Origin of the sequence: Pseudomonas sp. LLC-1 (assembly GCF_002992185.1) — a bacterium.
GTDB classification, from domain to species: domain Bacteria; phylum Pseudomonadota; class Gammaproteobacteria; order Pseudomonadales; family Pseudomonadaceae; genus Aquipseudomonas; species Aquipseudomonas monteilii.
In genome coordinates, this window is the sequence record NZ_LUVY01000011.1 from 222454 (window position 1) to 242532 (window position 20079).

At 63.4% G+C, this 20079-nt stretch carries 17 protein-coding genes; 7 read left to right on the forward strand and 10 right to left on the reverse strand.

What is annotated here, in order from left to right:
- Nucleotides 1-37 precede the first annotated feature (37 nt).
- Nucleotides 38-1510: a betaine-aldehyde dehydrogenase gene (betB, locus tag A0O30_RS10475; protein WP_027614845.1), complete on the forward strand. Its 1473-nt coding sequence runs from the start codon at nt 38-40 to the stop codon at nt 1508-1510.
- A 78-nt stretch (nt 1511-1588) separates the two neighbouring features.
- Nucleotides 1589-3286, forward strand: coding sequence for a choline dehydrogenase (betA, locus tag A0O30_RS10480; RefSeq protein ID WP_105946419.1), 1698 nt, complete (start codon nt 1589-1591; stop codon nt 3284-3286).
- 53 nt (nt 3287-3339) lie between these two features.
- Here betA and A0O30_RS10485 read toward each other — a convergent pair whose 3' ends face one another.
- A complete protein-coding gene (locus A0O30_RS10485) occupies nt 3340-5376 on the reverse strand; it encodes a dermonecrotic toxin domain-containing protein (RefSeq protein ID WP_105946420.1) in 2037 nt (678 codons plus the stop codon).
- A 179-nt stretch (nt 5377-5555) separates the two neighbouring features.
- Here A0O30_RS10485 and A0O30_RS10490 point away from each other — a divergent pair, with 179 nt between their 5' ends.
- The 4 genes from A0O30_RS10490 to trxC all read left to right on the forward strand — a co-directional run bounded on the left by A0O30_RS10490 (nt 5556) and on the right by trxC (nt 12712).
- A complete protein-coding gene (locus A0O30_RS10490; RefSeq protein WP_105946421.1) occupies nt 5556-7298 on the forward strand; it encodes a potassium/proton antiporter in 1743 nt (580 codons plus the stop codon).
- Between the two features lie 35 nt (nt 7299-7333).
- A complete protein-coding gene (gene mscK, locus A0O30_RS10495) occupies nt 7334-10642 on the forward strand; it encodes a mechanosensitive channel MscK (protein ID WP_025752287.1) in 3309 nt (1102 codons plus the stop codon).
- A 45-nt stretch (nt 10643-10687) separates the two neighbouring features.
- A complete protein-coding gene (selO, locus tag A0O30_RS10500) occupies nt 10688-12148 on the forward strand; it encodes a protein adenylyltransferase SelO (RefSeq protein ID WP_105946422.1) in 1461 nt (486 codons plus the stop codon).
- Between the two features lie 129 nt (nt 12149-12277).
- The gene (trxC, locus tag A0O30_RS10505; RefSeq protein WP_105946423.1) at nt 12278-12712 is read left to right on the forward strand and encodes a thioredoxin TrxC; all 435 of its coding nucleotides are present in this window, start codon (nt 12278-12280) and stop codon (nt 12710-12712) included.
- Here the strand turns inward: trxC and A0O30_RS10510 are convergent.
- On the reverse strand, nt 12709-13482 hold the full coding sequence (locus tag A0O30_RS10510) for a ParA family protein (protein ID WP_105946424.1): 774 nt from the start codon (nt 13480-13482) through the stop codon (nt 12709-12711). The two genes, trxC and A0O30_RS10510, sit on opposite strands and share 4 nt — an antisense overlap.
- Nucleotides 13483-13558: 76 nt before the next feature.
- Nucleotides 13559-14458: a LysR family transcriptional regulator gene (locus A0O30_RS10515; RefSeq protein WP_105946425.1), complete on the reverse strand. Its 900-nt coding sequence runs from the start codon at nt 14456-14458 to the stop codon at nt 13559-13561.
- A gap of 165 nt (nt 14459-14623) precedes the next feature.
- On the opposite strand from A0O30_RS10515, the gene A0O30_RS10520 reads away from it, so the two are divergent.
- Nucleotides 14624-15808 carry an MFS transporter gene (locus A0O30_RS10520; RefSeq protein ID WP_256589647.1) on the forward strand — a complete coding sequence of 395 codons (1185 nt, stop codon included), beginning with the start codon at nt 14624-14626 and terminating at the stop codon, nt 15806-15808.
- A 10-nt stretch (nt 15809-15818) separates the two neighbouring features.
- Here the strand turns inward: A0O30_RS10520 and A0O30_RS10525 are convergent, their stop codons facing one another.
- The 7 genes from A0O30_RS10525 to gspG are packed head-to-tail and all read right to left on the reverse strand — an operon-like array spanning nt 15819 to nt 20078.
- Entirely contained in the window at nt 15819-16289 is a 471-nt protein-coding gene (locus A0O30_RS10525; protein WP_105946427.1) for a hypothetical protein, read from the reverse strand.
- The gene (gspL, locus tag A0O30_RS10530; protein WP_105946428.1) at nt 16286-17398 is read right to left on the reverse strand and encodes a type II secretion system protein GspL; all 1113 of its coding nucleotides are present in this window, start codon (nt 17396-17398) and stop codon (nt 16286-16288) included. Before gspL ends, A0O30_RS10525 begins: the two co-directional genes overlap by 4 nt.
- A complete protein-coding gene (locus A0O30_RS10535; RefSeq protein ID WP_105946429.1) occupies nt 17391-18248 on the reverse strand; it encodes a general secretion pathway protein GspK in 858 nt (285 codons plus the stop codon). Before A0O30_RS10535 ends, gspL begins: the two co-directional genes overlap by 8 nt.
- Entirely contained in the window at nt 18245-18823 is a 579-nt protein-coding gene (gene gspJ / locus A0O30_RS10540; RefSeq protein WP_105946430.1) for a type II secretion system minor pseudopilin GspJ, read from the reverse strand. The genes A0O30_RS10535 and gspJ overlap by 4 nt, the downstream gene beginning before the upstream one ends.
- Nucleotides 18810-19193: a type II secretion system minor pseudopilin GspI gene (gene gspI, locus A0O30_RS10545; protein ID WP_060498036.1), complete on the reverse strand. Its 384-nt coding sequence runs from the start codon at nt 19191-19193 to the stop codon at nt 18810-18812. The genes gspJ and gspI overlap by 14 nt, the downstream gene beginning before the upstream one ends.
- Nucleotides 19171-19635, reverse strand: a complete 465-nt coding sequence (locus tag A0O30_RS10550) for a GspH/FimT family protein (RefSeq protein ID WP_105946432.1) — start codon at nt 19633-19635, stop codon at nt 19171-19173. The genes gspI and A0O30_RS10550 overlap by 23 nt, the downstream gene beginning before the upstream one ends.
- The gene (gene gspG / locus A0O30_RS10555; RefSeq protein ID WP_105946433.1) at nt 19632-20078 is read right to left on the reverse strand and encodes a type II secretion system major pseudopilin GspG; all 447 of its coding nucleotides are present in this window, start codon (nt 20076-20078) and stop codon (nt 19632-19634) included. The genes A0O30_RS10550 and gspG overlap by 4 nt, the downstream gene beginning before the upstream one ends.
- Between the last annotated feature and the right edge of the window lies 1 nt (nt 20079).

Consider the following 20079-nt stretch of genomic DNA (forward strand, 5'->3'; position numbering starts at 1 on the left):
CGCAAGCCAAACCACACACTGCACTTGCGAGGACACTATGGCCCGTTTCGGAACGCAAAAACTCTACATTGATGGCGCTTACGTCGACGCTGGCAGCGATGCCACCTTCGAAGCCATCAACCCGGCTACCGGCGAAGTCCTCGCCCACGTACAGCGTGCCACCCAGGCTGACGTCGAGAAGGCTGTGGAAAGCGCCGAACGCGGCCAGAAGGTCTGGGCTGCAATGACCGCCATGCAGCGCTCGCGCATCCTGCGCCGCGCCGTCGACATCCTGCGCGAGCGCAACGATGAGCTGGCCATGCTGGAAACCCTGGACACCGGCAAGTCGTACTCCGAAACCCGCTACGTCGACATCGTCACCGGCGCCGACGTGCTGGAATACTACGCAGGCCTGGTACCGGCCATCGAAGGCGAACAGATCCCGCTGCGCGAATCGTCCTTCGTCTACACCCGTCGCGAGCCGCTGGGCGTCACCGTGGGTATCGGTGCCTGGAACTACCCGATCCAGATCGCCCTGTGGAAGTCCGCCCCGGCCCTGGCCGCTGGCAACGCGATGATCTTCAAGCCGTCGGAAGTCACCTCGCTGACCACCCTGAAACTGGCCGAGATCTACACCGAAGCCGGCCTGCCGAACGGCGTGTTCAACGTACTGACCGGCAGCGGCCGCGAAGTCGGCACCTGGCTGACCGAGCACCCACGCATTGAAAAAGTGTCCTTCACCGGCGGCACCACCACCGGCAAGAAGGTCATGGCCAGCGCCTCCAGCTCCTCGCTGAAGGAAGTCACCATGGAACTGGGCGGCAAGTCGCCACTGATCATCTGCGCCGACGCCGACCTGGACAAGGCCGCCGACATCGCCATGATGGCCAACTTCTACAGCTCGGGCCAGGTGTGCACCAACGGCACCCGCGTGTTCATCCCTGCCGAGATGAAAGCGGCTTTCGAAGCCAAGATCGCCGAGCGCGTTGCCCGCATTCGCGTTGGCAACCCAGAAGACGAAAACACCAACTTCGGCCCGCTGGTCAGCTTCCCGCACATGGAAAACGTGCTGGGCTACATCGCCAAGGGCAAAGAAGAAGGTGCCCGTGTGCTGTGCGGTGGCGAGCGTCTGACTGCCGGTGACTTCGCCAAGGGCGCCTTCGTGGCCCCGACCGTGTTCACCGATTGCACCGACGACATGACCATCGTCAAGGAAGAAATCTTCGGCCCGGTGATGAGCATCCTCACCTACGAAACCGAAGAAGAAGTGATCCGTCGCGCCAACGACACCGAGTACGGCCTGGCCGCCGGTGTGTGCACCAACGACATCACCCGCGCCCACCGCATCATCCACAAGCTGGAAGCCGGTATCTGCTGGATCAACGCCTGGGGCGAATCGCCGGCCGAAATGCCGGTCGGTGGCTACAAGCAGTCGGGCGTCGGCCGTGAAAACGGCGTCAGCTCGCTGGCTCAATACACCCGCATCAAGTCGGTCCAGGTCGAGCTGGGCGGCTACAACTCGGTCTTCTAAGGCCCTGTCCAGCCACGCCCGTGCCCCCGCGCACGGGCGTTCCCGCTCCCTGATCACCGCCAACACGAGGGTACTTTCATGTCCCAAGAATTCGATTACATCATCGTCGGTGCCGGCTCGGCCGGTAACACCCTGGCTACCCGCCTGACCGAAGACGCCGGCGTTACCGTACTGCTGCTGGAAGCCGGTGGCCCCGACTACCGCTTCGACTTCCGCACCCAGATGCCAGCCGCCCTGGCCTTCCCGTTGCAGGGCCGCCGCTACAACTGGGCCTACGAGACCGACCCGGAGCCGTTCATGGACGGCCGCCGCATGGAATGTGGCCGCGGCAAGGGCCTGGGTGGCTCGTCGCTGATCAACGGCATGTGCTACATCCGCGGCAACGCCATGGACTTCGACGGCTGGGCAGAGCTGCCAGGCCTGCAAGACTGGACCTACCTGGACTGCCTGCCGTACTTCCGTAAAGCCGAAACCCGCGACATCGGCCCGAACGACTACCACGGCGGCGAAGGCCCGGTCAGCGTGGCCACGCCAAAGGCTGGCAACAACCCGCTGTTCCACGCCATGGTAGAGGCCGGCGTACAAGCCGGTTACCCGCGCACCGAAGACCTGAACGGCTACCAGCAAGAAGGCTTCGGCCCGATGGACCGTTCGGTAACCAAGAACGGCCGCCGCTCCAGCACTGCCCGTGGCTACCTGGACCAGGCCAAGAAGCGCCCGAACCTGACCATCGTCACCCACGCCCTGAGCGACCGCGTGCTGTTCGACGGCAAGCGCGCCGTTGGCGTGACTTACCTGGTCGGCGACAGCGAAGAGCGCGTTGAAGCCCGTGCGCGCAAGGAAGTGATCGTCAGCTCCGGCGCCATCGCTTCGCCACAGCTGCTGCAACGTTCCGGCGTCGGCCCGCGTGCCCTGCTGGAAAGCCTCGACATCCCGGTGGTGCACGACCTGCCAGGCGTAGGCGAAAACCTGCAGGACCACCTGGAACTGTACCTGCAATACGCCTGCACCCAGCCAGTATCGCTGTACCCTTCGCTGCTGTGGTGGAACCAACCGGCCATCGGTGCCGAGTGGATGTTCAACGGCACCGGCATCGGCGCCAGCAACCAGTTCGAGGCTGGCGGTTTCATCCGTACCCGCCCTGAGTTCAAGTGGCCGAACATTCAGTACCACTTCCTGCCGGTCGCCATTAACTACAACGGCTCCAATGGCGTGAAGGAACACGGCTTCCAGGCGCACATGGGCTCCATGCGCTCGCCGGCCCGTGGCCGCATCCAGGCCAAATCGAAGAACCCGCGCCAGCACCCGAGCATCCTGTTCAACTACATGTCCACCGAGCAGGACTGGCAGGAATTCCGTGACGGCATCCGCCTGACCCGTGAAATCATGGCCCAGCCGGCGCTGGACCCGTACCGTGGCCGCGAAATCAGCCCGGGCGCCCACGTGCAAACCGACGAAGAACTGGACAAGTTCATCCGCGAGCACGCCGAAACTGCCTTCCACCCGTCCTGCTCGTGCAAGATGGGCACCGATGACATGGCAGTGGTCGACGGCGAAGGCCGTGTGCACGGCATGAAGGGCCTGCGTGTGGTCGATGCGTCGATCATGCCGCTGATCATCACCGGCAACCTCAACGCCACTACGATCATGATCGCCGAGAAAATCTCGGACAAGATCCGTGGCCGCAAGCCGCTGGCGCGCAGCACTGCCAAGTACTATGTGGCAGGCGATGCACCGGTTAAGGGCAAGCCGATGCGTGAAGTGAAGCAGGCCTGACACCAGTAGTAATGGGGCTGCTTTGCGGCCCCAAATCTCTCGACTGACTGGCATCAGGTCGGTAGCGCAAAGAACGTGCGCATCAACCCGTCATCCTCCACACCCAATCGTTCAGCCATCACCTGGCGATCAAACAACGCCCCCGTGCGCATCTCACGCACCCTCGCCCCCTCCGGCGCCCGCGCCAGTGCCTTCAGGCACACCTCCATGAAGCGATGATTGTCTCCCTTCACCGGCGTCAGCTTTTCAACCTGCAAATAACGCCCCGGCATCATCAGCGACTCCGCCTCGTCCGGACGCCTTGAGAACGGCCCGATCGGCGTTGCCTGCACGTCCTCACCCGGCTCCAGCACATACACCAACGCATTGTCGCCAAAAGCCCCCTTGCCGCTCGCCTGGGTCTGCGGGTCGTTGAACACCTCCCACAGGGCATAAGGGTTTTCTGTGAACGACGTGAAATCGCTGGTCACCAACACGTCGCCCACTGCAAGGGCACCCTCGCCTGTCGTCGGTATGCCAGAACCACGCAGGCCGGACGCCGCACGGTACAGCCGCACTTGATTGTTCACGCCTAATTGCCCAAGCGCATGTGCAAGGTCGTGGCTGCGCCGGATGCTCTCGGCACGCGAGCCTTCCAAAGGCAAACCTTGCCACAAGTTGTTGTAGCGCTCCGGCGAGCTGGTGTATTCGGCAATGGCGGCCGAGCCAAAACCGTGCTCATCGCGGTAAACCGGGTAGGGCTCACCAAAAGCATCGAGATAAGTGCCGCTCGCACTCACGCTATCGAGATCGGCCCAAGGCACCGTCCCCAGCAGGGCTTCCTGCCGTGCCAACGCCTGGTCCGACATGGCCAGTAACTCATCTGCAGCCGGTGCCATGTAACGCTCCCAGTCCACTGCAGCAGCGGGGGTTTGCGCTAGTCCAGCCACACGTGGCGGTAGCCGGGCATCGGCGAACAACTCACTGGCCCGCAGCATTGCCCCATCGAGCAGGATGAACAGCACATCCACAAGCACTGCCCACCAGGCTGCCGTGCGCCAGGCAACCTTGCCATTGATTGCTCTGTCCAGGTGCAGTACCAGGCTTGCCGTGCCAAGGCCAAGCGACGTCAGGATCACTGGCCAACCAAGTGGCGCCATAGGCGCAATCAACATGCTTGCAGCCTGCAACCCAGCCAGCCATTCAGCCTTGCGCAACTGTGCATTGGTGGTCAGCCGTTCGTGGGCCTCATGGGTCAGCTGATCCATGAACATCTCACGAACATGAATAAACAGGTCACCCACAACAGCTTGCCGCTGCGTGTCATTCGAGGCCACATGTGCTTCTATCCAGGCCTGGAGCGTTGCGCGATCGTCCAAGACCACCAGCACATTCTGCGCATCGGGTAGATAGACGCACTGCCTGCCGGTCTTGAGTGAGTACAGGAACAGCGGCCTGACACCGGGGTCGCTGCTGGAAAGCGAACGCCAGCCACCCCGGGCATTTGCAGGATAATCCTCGCACAGCGCTTTCAGGCTACTCGGCAGCAGCGTCACACGCAGCGTTGCCGCAAGCAGTTCACGCCGCTCAAGTTCGCTCAGCACGGACTGGCCGACAGCGGCAAGAAAGCGGGCGCGGGCCAGTACGCAGTAATCTTCGCCACGCTGCTCACGAAAACGGCTCAGTGCCTCGCTGTAGCGCCCCGCAAAATCCATTTGCCAGAACGCCTTCAGCACCCGCTGCGGGTCAAGCCGCACTTCGTTGCGCTCGTCATAGTGCGCGTGGCTGGCATCTACCCGGTAGAAACCACCGTAAACACTCAACGCATCTGCAGCAGTCTGCTGCTGAGGGCTGAAACGCTGGATCACCAGCTCGGTCAGGCTCAGCGACCGCCGTGGCGGCCCACGGTGGCGCCAGCCGGTGTAGCTGCGCGAGCTGCTGGCCGCCGACTGGAATTCATGCCAGTAGAGCGTGTCCGGGTCCAGCCAGTATCCCAGCTGCTGGCGCAGCACATGGCCCGCCGCCTGGCGCGCCAGGCCGTGCAAATCCGGAAATTGCCCGAGCAGGCGCTGGGCCACCTGGGCAAGAGGGAGGAGTTGTTTATCGTTCATGCTACTCGGCTGCCTGACTGTGGGGGGCGCCACTACATCCGCAAGCCACAGCAACGATGCGGTATCGCTTTACAGCCCGCATCAGCCTCAGGTTAGAATCGATTGGCACGCGACCTGCTAGCTTTTGCTGAAAAATCCGCTACCAAGTCCCTTCCCCCGCTGTTTCGGAGTACCTGCCTTTGGATGCAAGCACCATCAATAGCCTGTTCCTGATCGGCGCATTGCTGGTGGGTGCAAGTATCCTGGTCAGCTCGCTGTCGTCGCGCCTGGGCATCCCTATCCTGGTCATCATCCTCGCCGTCGGCATGGTCGCCGGTGTGGATGGTGGCGGCATCATCTTCAACAACTACCCCACCGCCTATCTGGTGGGCAACCTGGCACTGGCCGTGATCCTGCTCGACGGTGGCCTGCGCACACGGGTGGCAAGCTTTCGCGTGGCACTGTGGCCGGCGCTGTCGCTGGCCACGGTCGGGGTAATGATCACCACCGCCCTCACCGGTCTGGTCGCCGCCTGGCTGTTCAACCTCAGCCTGATCCAGGGCTTGCTGATCGGCGCCATTGTCGGCTCCACCGACGCCGCAGCAGTTTTCTCGCTGCTGGGCGGCAAGGGCCTGAACGAGCGGGTTACCGCCACCCTGGAGATCGAATCGGGTAGCAACGACCCGATGGCGGTGTTCCTCACTGTCACCCTGATCGACATGATCGCCAGCGGCCAGACTGGCCTGCACTGGAGCCTGCTCACCCACCTGCTGCGCGAGTTCGGCATCGGCGGCCTGCTGGGGCTGGGTGGCGGCTGGCTGATGCTGCAACTGGTCAACCGCATCAACCTGGCTGGCGGCCTGTATCCGATCCTGGTGGTGGCTGGTGGCCTGGTGGTGTTCTCGCTGACCAACGCCCTGCACGGCAGCGGTTTCCTCGCCGTGTACCTGTGCGGCCTGGTGCTGGGCAACAAGCCGATCCGCAGCCGCCACGGCATCCTGCACATGCTCGACGGCATGGCCTGGCTGGCCCAGATCGGCATGTTCCTGGTGCTGGGGCTGCTGGTCACCCCGCACGACCTGCTGCCCATCGCCCTGCCGGCACTGGGCCTGGCGCTGTGGATGATCCTGGTGGCGCGGCCGCTGTCGGTGGTCGCAGCCTTGCTGCCCTTCAAGGCCTTCCATGGCCGCGAGAAAGGCTTCATTTCCTGGGTCGGCCTGCGCGGCGCGGTACCGATCATTCTGGCGGTGTTCCCGCTGATGGCCGGCCTGCCGGACGCCCAGCTGTTCTTCAACCTGGCGTTCTTCATCGTGCTGGTGTCGCTGCTGGTGCAAGGCACCAGCCTGCCGTGGATGGCCAAGCTGCTAAAAGTGACCGTACCGCCAGACCCGGCACCGATCTCCCGCTCTGCCCTGGAAGTGCACATCACCAGCGAGTGGGAGCTGTTCGTGTACCGCCTGGGTGCCGAAAAATGGTGCATCGGCGCCGCCCTGCGCGAGCTGAAAATGCCCGAAGGCACGCGGATTGCCGCCCTGTTCCGTAACGAGCAACTGCTGCACCCGTCGGGCAGTACCGTCCTGGAAGTAGGCGACATGCTCTGCGTGATCGGCCACGAGCACAACCTGCCGGCCCTGGGCAAACTGTTCAGCCAGGCGCCACAGCGTGGCCTGGACCTGCGCTTCTTCGGCGACTTCGTACTCGAAGGCGATGCCGAACTGGGCGCGGTGGCAGCGTTGTACGGCCTGAAACTCGATGGCCTGGACGCGAAAATGCCGTTGGCGCAGTTCATCCGACAGAAGGTCGGAGGCGCTCCAGTAGTAGGTGACCAGGTCGAATGGCATGGCACGATCTGGACCGTGGCGACCATGGACGGGAACAAGATCCAGAAAGTGGGCGTCAGATTCCCCGAAGGAACGCGACCCGGACCAGGATTGTTCCTCTAAACTTCGTTTCTGCCGGATCCACAAGTAGTCTGCCTATGTCCCTGCGCGTGTACCTTCGCACAGCCCTGCTCGGGCTGTGCCTGTCCCTTTCCTTTGCGGCCACTGCCGCAGAGGCCCCGACCACCGCCAGCATCCAGAACAGCCTCGACAAGATCGCTGAGCGCAAGCTGCCCGAGGCCGACCAGAAGGCCCTGCAGCAGGTGCTCGAACAGACCTTGAGCCAGCTCGCCAGCAAGGAAGACAGCGAGAAGAAGCTTGCCGCGCTGAAGCAGCAGCTGGCCGGGGCCCCGAAAGAAACCAGCGACAGCCAGAAAGAGCTCGCCAGGCTCAAGGAAAGCAAGCCCCAGCCCGTCGCCCAGCGTTATGCCACGCTGAGCGTGCCGCAGCTTGAGCAGATGCTCAGCGAGCGCAACACCCAACAGGGCGAGCTGCAAAAGGCGCTGTCCGAAGCCAACAGCCTGATCATCAATTCGCAAACCCGCCCGGAACGCGCCCAGGCCGAAATCAGCAACAGCCAGGCCCGTACCCAGCAGATCAACAACATCCTCAAAACCGGCAAGGACGGCGGCAAATCCATCAACGCCGACCAGCGCAACCAGCTCAATGCCGAGCTGGCCTCGCTCAATGCGCTGACCCTGCTGCGCCGTCAGGAACTGGCCGGCAACAGCCTGCTGCAAGACCTGGGCAACGCCCGCCACGACCTGCTGATCGAACGCGCCACACGCCTGGAGCAGGAAATCCAGGACCTGCAGACCCTGATCAACGACAAGCGCCTGGCCCAGTCCCAGGAGGCGGTAACCCAGCAGTCCATCGAAGCCCAGAAGGCCGGCGGCAGCAGCCTGCTGGCCACCGAAAGCGCGCTTAACCTCAAGCTTTCCGACTACCTGCTGAAAAGCACCGACCGCCTGAACGAACTGACCCAGCAGAACCTGCGCACCAAGCAGCAACTGGACAGCCTGACCCAGGCCGACCAGGCGCTGGACGAGCAGATCAACGTGCTCAAGGGCAGCCTGCTGCTGTCCAAGATCCTCTACAAGCAGAAGCAGACCCTGCCGCACCTGAAGGTCGACCGCGACCTGGCCGACCAGATCGCCGACACCCGCCTGTACCAGTTCGAGGTCAACCAGCAGCGCGAGCAAATGAGCAGCCCGGTCACCTATGTCGACAAGCTGCTGGCCGCCCAACCGCAGGAAGAGGTGACGCCTCAGCTGCGCAAGGCCCTGCTGGAAGTGGCCATCAACCGTAGCGACCTGCTGGAGCGGTTGAACCGCGAGCTGTCGGCGCTGCTGAACGAATCGATCACCCTGCAGCTCAATCAGAAGCAGTTGCTGGGCACCGCGCAGAGCCTGCGCACTACCCTCGACGAGCAGATGTTCTGGATCCCCAGCAACAAGCCGCTGGACTGGGACTGGCTGAGCTATGTGCCAGAGCGCCTGGCTGACCAGGTCGCCAACCTGCCGTGGGGTTCGGGCCTGAAGGAGCTGGCCGACGGCCTCAGCCAGCGCCCGCTGCTGTTCCTGCCATTGCTGCTGGTGATTGGCGCCCTGTTGTGGCGGCGCAAGTACCTGTACCAACGGCTGGGCAAGGTGCACCAGGACATCGGCCATTTCCGCCGTGACAGCCAATGGCACACGCCCCAGGCAATCCTCATCAATATCCTGCTGGCGATGCCGGTCAGCCTTGGCCTGGCGCTGTGCAGCTACGCCCTGCAGATCGACGCCCGCGGGCAAAACGCCAACCTGGGCGCCGCCCTCTGGCAACTGGCCCAGGCCTGGCTGGTGTTCTACACCGCCTACCGCATCCTCGCCCCGGGTGGCGTGGCCGAAATCCACTTCCGCTGGCACAAGCCTCAGGTCGAGTTCCTGCGCGGCTGGGTGCGCCGCCTGGGCACCGTGGTACTGGCGCTGGTCGGTGTGGTGGCGGTGGCCGAGCACCAACCATCGGCGCTGGCCGACGACGTGCTGGGTATCGGCGTGGTACTCACCTGCTACGCACTGATGGCCTGGCTGCTCAGCCGCCTGCTGCTCAGCAGCCCCGCACACCGCGACACTTCACTGTTCCGCAAGGCAGTGGGCGTGGCCTTTACCGCCCTGCCCATCGCCCTGTTCGTCGCCGTGTGCTTCGGCTACTACTACACCGCGCTGAAACTCACCGACCGGCTGATCTACACCCTGTACCTGCTGCTGTTCTGGCTGGTGATCGAGGCTGCATTCGTGCGTGGCCTGTCGGTCGCGGCACGGCGCCTGGCCTACCAGCGGGCGCTGAGCAAGCGGGCTGCAGCCAAGGAAGGGCTGGATGGCGAAGTCATCACCGAAGAGCCGACGCTGGACATCGAGCAGGTCAACCAGCAGTCGCTGCGCCTGATCCGCCTGGCCCTGCTCGGCGGCTTCATCGCCGGCCTGTACTGGGTGTGGGCAGACCTGATTTCGGTGTTCGCCTACCTCAACAACTTCGTCCTCTATGAATACACCAGCGGCACCGGCGCCGCCGCCAGCATGGTACCGATCAGCCTCGGCGACCTGCTGGGTGCGCTGGTGATCGTCGGCATCACGTTCGCCCTGGCCGGCAACTTGCCAGGCCTGCTGGAGGTACTGGTGCTGTCACGCCTGAACCTGGCCCAGGGCAGCGCTTACGCCACCACCACGCTGTTGTCCTATACCATCGTCGGCGTCGGTATCGTCAGCACCCTGTCCACCCTGGGGGTGAGCTGGGACAAGCTGCAATGGCTGGTGGCTGCACTGTCGGTGGGCCTGGGCTTCGGCATGCAGGAGATTTTTGCCAACTTCATCTCCGGCATCATGATCCTGTTCGAGCGCCCGGTGCGCATTGGCGACACCATCACCATCGGCAACCTGTCCGGCACGGTCAGCAAGATCCGCATCCGCGCCACCACCATCACCGACTTCGACCGCAAGGACATCATCGTCCCCAACAAGACCTTCATCACCGGCCAGCTGATCAACTGGTCGCTGACCGACACGGTCACCCGGGTGACGCTGAAACTGGGCATTGACTACGGCTCCGACCTGGACCTGGTACGCGACCTGCTGCTCAAGGGCGCGCATGAGAACCCACGGGTGCTGAAGGACCCGGAACCGATCGTGTACTTCCTCAACTTCGGCGAAAGCTCGCTGGACCACGAGCTGCGCATGCACGTACGCGACCTGGGCGACCGCAACCCGACGCTGGACGAGATCAACCGCTACATCAGCCGGGAGTTCAAGGCGCACAACATCAAGATCTCGGTACGCCAAGTCGAGGTGTTCCTGATGGACCCCAACGGCGGCAAACAGCAGTTGATTCCGATGGAGCAGCCCAAACCGGATGGCACTGCACCGGCCTGAGTGGGCTCGAATGCTTTATTCTGTGCTGAATCTCAGGAGCAGCCCGTGAAAGCCCTCGACCAACTCACTTTCGACAACCGCTTCGCCCGCCTGGGCGATGCGTTCTCCACCCAGGTCCTGCCCGAACCCATCGCAGACCCGCGCCTGGTCGTCGCGAGCGAGTCGGCCATGGCCCTGCTCGACCTCGACCCCGCCCAGGCCGACCTGCCGGTGTTCGCCGAGCTGTTCAGCGGCCACAAACTGTGGGAAGAAGCCGACCCACGGGCGATGGTGTACTCCGGCCACCAGTTCGGCTCCTACAACCCACGCCTGGGCGATGGCCGTGGCCTGCTGCTGGCCGAAGTGCTCAACGACAAAGGCGAACACTGGGACCTGCACCTGAAGGGGGCCGGCCAGACCCCGTATTCGCGCATGGGCGACGGCCGTGCTGTGCTGCGCTCGTCGATCCGCGAGTTCCTCGCCTCCGAAGCCCTGCACGCCCTCGGCATCGCCACCAGCCGTGCGCTGTGCGTAGTCGGCTCCAGCACCCCGGTATGGCGCGAAACCCGCGAAAGCGCTGCCATGCTTACCCGCCTGGCGCAGAGCCATGTGCGCTTCGGCCATTTCGAATACTTCTACTACACCAAACAGCCCGAGCAGCAGCGCGTGCTGATCGACCATGTACTGCAGCAGCATTACCCTGAATGCCAGGATGCCGAGCAACCGTACCTGGCCATGTTCCGCACCATCGTCGAGCGCAATGCCGAACTGATCGCCCGCTGGCAGGCCTATGGTTTCTGCCACGGGGTGATGAACACCGACAACATGTCGATCCTGGGCATCACCTTCGACTTCGGCCCCTACGCCTTCCTCGACGACTTCGACGCCAACTTCATCTGCAACCACTCTGACGACCGCGGCCGCTACAGCTACGCCAATCAGGTGCCCATCGCCCACTGGAACCTCAGCGCGCTGGCCCAGGCCCTGACCACGGTGATCGAGGTGGAGCCCCTGAAAGAAGCGCTGGGCCTGTTCCTGCCGCTGTACCAGGCCCACTACCTGGACCTCATGCGTCGCCGCCTGGGCCTGACCACTGCCGAGGATGACGACATGGCGCTGGTCGAGCGCCTGCTGCAATGCATGCAGCGGGGTGGCGTGGACTACAGCCTGTTCTTCCGCAAACTGGGCGAGCAGCCGGTAGCCGAGGCGCTGAACGTAGTGCGTGATGATTTCATCGACCTGGCCGCTTTCGATGCATGGGGCGCAGATTACCTGGCCCGCTGTGAACGCGAGCCGGTTAATGCCCAAGGCCGCCGTGAGCGGATGCATGCGGTGAACCCGCTGTATGTGCTGCGCAATTACCTGGCGCAGAAAGCCATCGAAGCGGCTGAAGCGGGGGATTACAGTGAAGTGCGGCGGTTGCATCAGGTGCTGAGCAGGCCGTTCGAGGAACAGTCTGGAATGCAGGCCTACGCCGAACGCCCGCCTGAGTGGGGCAAGCACCTGGAAATCAGCTGCTCGTCATGAACCCTGGGGCCGCTGCGCGGCCCTTTCGCGACACAAGGCCGCTCCTACAAAAAGCACGCATTCCCCTGTAGGAGCGGCCTTGTGTCGCGATGGGCTGCACAGCAGCCCCAAAAAAACCAAGGAGATGAAATGTCCGACCCACTGGTAATCCCCTGCCCCCACTGCAATGGCCTCAACCGCCTGCCCGCCGAGCGTCTGAGCGATGCCCCGAAATGCGGCCGCTGCAAACAAGACGTGCTGCTGAGCACCCCTTTCGAGCTCACCGAAGCCAGCTACGCCAGCCAGATCAAAGGCGACTTGCCCCTGCTGGTCGACATCTGGGCCGACTGGTGCGGCCCATGCAAGTCCTTCGCCCCCACCTTCGAACAAGCCGCCCGCCAACTGGCCGGTCGCTGCCGCCTGGCCAAACTCGACAGCGAAGCCAACCGCAACCTCGCCGGGCAACTGGGCATCCGCTCGATCCCCAGCTTGCTGCTGTTCAAGAACGGCCGCGAAATCAGCCGCCAGGCCGGGGCATTCCCACTTCAGTCGTTGCTGGAGTGGGTGCGCAGCCAGGGGGTTTAAGCGTTCTCTTCGAGCAACGAATGCAACTCGACAAACTGCTGCGTCAGCTTGTGCTTTGGCTCCAGGTGAATCAGCGGCAGGCTGGCATGGTGCGATTCACGCATCTTCACCGAGCTGCCCAGGTACACCGGTAGCACCGGCAGGCCTTCGGCCAGCAGTTCGTCGAGCATCTGCTGCGGCAGGCTGGCGCGGGACTGGAACTGGTTGACCACGATGCCTTCGACCAGCAGGTCTTCGTTGTGGTCATCCTTGAGGTCTTCGATCTCGGCCAACAGGCCGTACAGCGCCTGGCGTGAGAAACTGTCGCAGTCGAAGGGAATCAAGACACGATCAGCGGCGATCAGTGCAGAAACCGCGTAAAAATTCAGCGCTGGCGGGGTGTCGATGTAGATCCGGTCATAATCCTCATCCAGCTCGTCCAGCAGCTTTCGCAGCTTGTTGATCTTGTGCTTGGCCTCAAGCTTGGGCTGCAAGTCAGCCAGCTCGGCCGTGGCGGTAACCACATGCAGGTTGTCGAACGGGGTTTCGTAGATATCGACCTTGTTCTTCTTGCTGAACGGCCCGCTGGACAGGCTTTGTTTGAAGAAGTCGGCAATCCCCATGGGGATGTCCTCGCCGGTAAGGCCGGTGAGGTACTGGGTCGAGTTGGCCTGGGCATCCAGGTCGATCAACAGGGTCCGATAGCCTTCATTGGCACTGACCGCCGCCAGGTTGCAGGCAATGCTCGACTTGCCCACGCCACCTTTCTGATTGAACACCACGCGCCGCATGATTGACCTCCGTGTTTCAACGAATGCCCGAGTATGTGGCGGCACTGCGGCAATGGCCAGTGCCATTTGACCGGCATCAGCCCTGGCCGACCACCTGCCCGGTCAACAGCTCGGCAAATGCCTTGGCCATCACCGAATGACCGCGCTCGCGCTGCACCAGCCATACCGCCGACATCGCCCCCTCATCCAGCAGTGTGCGATACACCACCCCGTCAATGCGCATGCGCTGGAACGACGCCGGCAACACCGACACCCCGAGCCCTGCCGACACCAGGCCGATGATGGTCATCGCCTCCCCCGCCTCCTGGGCAAAGTGCGGGCTGAAACCCGCCTGTCGTGCCAGGCTCAGCAACTGCGCATGCAGGCCGCTGCCGTAACTGCGCGGGAAGAACACGAACGGCTCATGGGCCAACGCCGCCATGTACACACCCTGCTCAGAGCCCTCCGCCAGCGGATGCGAAGCGTTGATTACCGCCACCAGGGGCTCGCGGAACAACTCTGTGGCCACCAAACCTTCCGGCAACGGCATCGGCCGCATCAACCCGACTTCAATGGACTCATCGAACACCCCTTCGGCGACATCACGGCTGCTCATTTCCTTGAGGTTCAGGTGCACCGCCGGGAAACGCTGGCGAAAGGCATGGATGGCCTTGGGGATCTTCGAGGTGAAAGGTGCCGACGAGGTAAAGCCGATCTTCATCTCGCCCAGCTCTCCCAACTGAGCACGCCGGGCCACATCGGCCGCCTTCTCCACCTGCGCCAGCACCTGACGCGCTTCCTCAAGGAATAACCGCCCTGCCTCGCTCAGTTCCACCCGACGGTTGGTACGCTCGAACAGGCGAGCCCCCAGTTCCTGCTCCAGGGCCTGGATCTGTTGGCTCAGCGGCGGCTGCGAAATGCCCAGCTGCTGCGCGGCACGGCCAAAGTGCAGCTCTTCGGCCACGGCGATGAAGTAACGCAGATGGCGCAGTTCCATAGTTGGCTCCAAACAGGTCGCAAAACATCTTAAATAGGTCGAACAATATATTGGATCTAATCATTAGCCAGCTATATGCTTTTTTCATTGCGCCAGAGGTACCCGCCCGTGAAAACTGCTGTAGCCCCCCTTCCCGCCGAGCCAGAACCTGCCCCCCTGAACGAAATGTGGATCGAGAAAGGCACCCCCGCCTTCATGAAGACGGTGCTGGCCCTGTTCAGCGGCGGCTTCGCCACCTTCGCCCTGCTGTACTGCGTGCAGCCGATGATGCCGCTGTTGTCGAAGGAATTTGCCATCAACGCGGCGCAAAGCAGCCTGGTGCTGTCGGTGTCCACCGCCATGCTGGCGTTCGGCCTGTTGATCACCGGCCCTATCTCTGACCGCATCGGACGCAAGCCGGTGATGGTGTTTGCATTGGTCTGCGCCGCCCTCTCCACCTTGGCCAGCGCAGTGATGCCGAGCTGGGAACTGGTACTGGCCACCCGCGCATTGGTCGGCCTGTCGTTGAGTGGCCTGGCGGCAGTGGCAATGACTTATCTCAGCGAAGAGATTCACCCGCAGCACATCGGCCTGGCCATGGGCCTGTACATCGGGGGCAACGCGATTGGCGGCATGAGTGGGCGGCTCATCACGGGCGTATTGATCGACTTCGTCAGCTGGCACACGGCGATGCTGACCATCGGCGGCCTGGCGCTGGTGGCCGCGCTGGTGTTCTGGAAGGTATTGCCCGAATCGCGCAACTTCCGCCCACAGTCGATGAACCCGCGCAGCCTGCTGGACGGCTTTGTCATGCACTTCAAGGATGCCGGCCTGCCTTGGTTGTTCCTTGAAGCCTTCCTGCTGATGGGGGCCTTCGTCACCCTGTTCAACTACATCGGCTACCGCCTGCTGGCTGAGCCCTACCACATGAACCAGGCACTGGTCGGCCTGCTGTCGGTGGTGTACCTGTCTGGCATCTACAGCTCGGCGCAGGTCGGCGCACTGGCGGACAAGCTGGGCCGGCGCAAGGTGTTCTGGGCCAGTATCGTGGTGATGGCAGGTGGCTTGCTGATGACCCTGGCCAGCCCGCTGGCGATGGTGATCGTCGGCATGCTGGTGTTCACCTTCGGCTTCTTTGGTGCGCACTCGGTGGCCAGCAGCTGGATCGGGCGCCGGGCGCTGAAGGCCAAGGGGCAGGCGTCGTCGCTGTACCTCTTCAGCTATTACGCAGGCTCGAGCGTGGCCGGTACAGCGGGCGGGATGTTCTGGCACCAGTGGGGCTGGAATGGCATCGGGCTGTTCATTGGCAGCTTGCTGACGGTGGCGTTGCTGGTGGCCTTGCACTTGAGCAAGCTGCCTCCCAAGGGATAGGCGCCCGTGCTCAGGCTTTGGGCAGTGCCATCACCAAGCGCGCCTGAAGCAGCTCGCCCTCGGCTTGCAACTGGATGTTCAGCGCTTCGCCACCGTCATGCTCCAGTACGTGCAGCCAGGCCAGCACTGCGGCGACGGGCCCCTCCAGGCCGACATCCACTTGCCCTGCCTTGGCTTCCAGGCTGACGATGTGGACCCCTGCCGCCTTGGCACGCTCATTCAGCCCAGCCGGTGTCAGCAACTCGACGGCGCCTGGCGACCGGCGCGGCCCCTGTACTATTCGTTGTAATGTGGCCGCCAGCTCATGCTCACGCGCCAGCGCGTGTTCCGCTTGCTGCATGCGAGCCTGCCCGGGCAACCAGAGAAGCTGGCAGATCACGATCGACAGCAGGCCCCAAAACGCTGCACTCAACAGCGCACGCCGGCCTGCTGGTATCTCTTTCCACTGGCGAACCCATGCATGCTCGTTGAGATTTTTCATTCTGCCCCCTGCCAGGCGAGGGTTGCCCGCACGCCCTGGGCAGTCTGTCGCCCCTGTTCCATCCGCATGCCGGCAACACGCTCCCCTAGCCGTTCGAGATCGTCAAAGCCTTGAGCGATGACATCAACACGCCAGCCCTGCCCGGCTGTCGTTTCCGCTCGTTCAATCACCAGATTACCGCTGCTGACCAGCTGCTCGGAGAACTGGGCAAGCTGCTCCACAGCAGTCGACTGCCTGGGCATGTGTTCCAGCAACCGGATTTGCGTGGCCAAATCGCCTCCGGCCAGCGGTTCAGGCGCCCAGCGTTGCAGCACCCGAACATTGTCGGTGTGCTGCAGTGATACCTGACGCATCAACCACTCGGTTCGCCAGTATTCAGCCAGGCAAACCATCAGCAATGCCAGCACCACACTACCTGCCATCGCTTGCCATGCCGGCGCACTGCGCCGTCGGCGCAAGGTGCCCTGGCGCAGGTCCACGGCGCCAGTTTTACCCTGCACCAGCAGTTCCACAGCACTGTCGACCTCCTGATCGCAGCAGTGCGCACCCATTGCCCCTGCCTCGGCCATCCAGGGTATCGACGCATGGCTCTGCTTCAGTACCTGAGCAGCCTGGGCACTGACCGCAAGGCGCGCACCTTCGGTGCCTCCCAGCAACCAGCGCCCCTCGAACCACAGGGCACACGCCTGTGCGGCACTCAGCAGGTCGGCATCGACGTGCACCGCGACCGGGTCGATACCCTGCTCAAGCAGCAGCGACATCAGCGGGCGCAGGCGCTCCAGCGCTATCACCAGCACCTTTCGCCGCCCCTCATCATCCTCTGGCCCGAACGCCAGGTGCGAGGCCTCCAAAGGTGCTGCCAACTGCTCTTCGGCCGCATAGCCCAACGCCTCCCGGCCGGGGCGCCTGCCCGGCACTGGCCCAACCCTGCAGTACCCTGCCAGCTCCATCGGCAGGACGAGCACCACGCCAGCATCGGCCAGTGTTGGCGGCAGATCGCCCAACGTTGACCGGTCAAGCTGCCCCTGCGCTGTGCGCACAAGCACCGGCCATGTCCCGTCGGCTGCGGCCATACCCTCCGCCAGTAGAAACAGGTAAACATCACTCATCTGGCATTTGCTCCGGCTGTGCAGAAAAAACACGACGCAACACACGCACCTGATGCGTGTTCAGGTCGATCTCAAGGTCGCTGTACAGGTACCCAACATTGCCTGCCAGCGCTGCGCGCACCTCCAAGCGGTACCAGCGGCTGGTCACCGAAAGTCCATGGCTGTCGATACCAAGACCGACCAGACGCGGTTGCGCCAGAAACTGCTGAACGCTGGCAAAACCCTCTTCGGGCCGTTCGCCTATCAAACGCCGGGCCGTGGATGCTTCCACGCCTTCAAGGCCTTCGAGCACCTGCGCCAGGGCGGTATTGACGTTGAGCCCCGCATTCACAGGCAACGCCACGACCCATGGCCGCAGGCGTGTCATCACGTCATCATCAACCCCTGGCAGGGTGCGCAACTGGCTAGGGTCGAGCATGCGTTGGCCTGCCAGTGAATCCAGCACTGGCGCCTCGATCTGCAGCGCACGGCATAACCGCTGCCAACGCTCTAGCAGCACAGGGTCGAGATTTTTCCGTGCGGTCAGCGCAGCGATGTTGAAGCGCCCGGAAAGGTCTTCCAGACGCAGGCGAACCTGCCCCTGCTCAAGGTCCAGCATCCGGGCTTTCGCCCAGGGCTGACCACCATGGGTCACTTGCAGCAGGGTTGCAGCCTGTTGTTTCAGTTGCACCGAGGCCTGGCGTTCCCCCGCATGCGTCAACTGCAGCAGGCGCGAGGCATCGATTTGCTGCCTGACGCTACCCAGCATGCCTTGATGGCTACGCAACATGCTGGCAACCAGCACGGTCAGCAGCGCCATGACCAACAGCACGGTGATTAGCGCCACGCCCCGCTGCCGAGTGTTCTTCACAGGCTTGCCCCCGCCATTGGCAGCACGCGACGTATGCCCTGGAAACGCCGGGTCGAAAGCGTGATTTCGAGCGCCTGTGGCGGCTGCGCAGCCGTCCAGCTGGAAACCCAGCCACCCTCTGCGCCATACATACGCCAGCGCAATTCCACAATACCGTCGAGCACGCGCTGCGGGCGTACCTGCCCGTGCTCCAGAGTACGCCGCTGGCGCCACAGCACACCGTCTTCCAGCCAGTATTCGACAACCCTCAGATCGCTGCGCGGCAAGGGCTGCCGATCACGCTCGGCACCCAACAACCAGCTCACCCGATGCGGCGTCAACAGGACGCCGTGGCTCGTGCCGTTCTTGCCGCTCGCGGGCCAGTACCCTTGCAGTGCATCCCGCTGCATCACACTCATTGCCCGCCCCAAGGCACGCAGTTCGTCGGCGTGGGCCTGGCGCGCTGCATCGGCCCGGGTGAATGCAGCCAGCAACTGGCTGGTGCCTGCCGCCAACAAGGCGAAGATGGCGACGGCCAGCAACAACTCCAGCAGGGTAAAGCCGCGTTGGGTACAGGCTGGCTCACGGCGCACCATCGACAACCTCCAGCCAGCCCACCGTGTGATGAAGTGGCTGCCGATCCGGCGCCAAACCGACACTCACGTTCACTTCGACGAGGGGCGCATCAGCCAGAGGATGCCTCGCCTCGACCAACCACCAGCCCCGCTCATCGAACCGGACCTCCAGGGTACGCCGCTGTGCAGCCGCAGGCGCGTGCAGACGCAGTTCAGCAAGGTGGTTATCGGCAATCCAGCTGGCGAACAGCCGGTCACGCAGGCCCTGCGACTGCTCCAGCACATGCTGGCTGGCGGTGGTCACAGCAGCAGCCAGCACGGCAAAAACAGACAGCGCCACCAGCACTTCCAGCAACGTAAACCCACGTTCAACGTTCGAGCCAGGGGTCATTGAGGCCATCGCTTGATACCTGGGCCAGGCTGACGCCAGCCTCATGGAATGACAACGAAAACGGGATGTGCTCGTCGCTACGGGAAAACACCAGTTGCGCAGTGCCTTCCGGCTTGCCGGGCATCACTGCCAGCCCGTCGATTTCGAGATGCAGGTCCAGCCCGGTGTCCCGGCGCTGCCCCTGCGCTGCCACGCTGTGCCCTTCACCCTTCACTAGCTGATAGCCGCGGGGGTCGACGTGCACAGCCAAATCCCGCCCCTCCAGGACCGCCTGCTGCCTGGCGTACTGGACCAGTTGCAGAAACAGGGCGGCTTCCTGCCGTGCCAACCGTTGGGGCCCCTGCCCCACCTGTAGCCCGGCCATGGCCAGGACAACGCCCACCAGCAGCAGCACCAGCATGATTTCAAGCAGGGTGAAGCCCCTCGACCGGTTCTGCCTCATTCGGCCCAGTTACCGATATCGGCATCCGCGTCTTCACCGCCGGGCTGGCCGTCGGCCCCCAAAGAGAACAAGTCGTACCCCTGGTCTGATCGCGTACCTGGGTTGGCGTACTGATAAGGTGCCCCCCACGGGTCCATCGCCTGACGCTTGAGGTAACCCTGGGCGCTCCACTGCCGGGGCAGTGGCGCCAGGGTTGGACGCCGGACGAGCGCCTCCAGGCCTTGAGCCGTGGTGGGGTAGCGCCCATTGTCCAGGCGGTAGATTTCCAGCGCTGTGGCAATGGACTGGATATCGGTACGCGCTGCGGTGAGCTTGGCATGGTCCGGACGGCTCATCACATTGGGTAGCACCAAGGCACCGAGTACCCCCAGGATGATCACCACCACCATGATTTCAATCAGCGTGAAACCGCGTTGCGCGCGGCGTGCAAAGCCATAGGACATA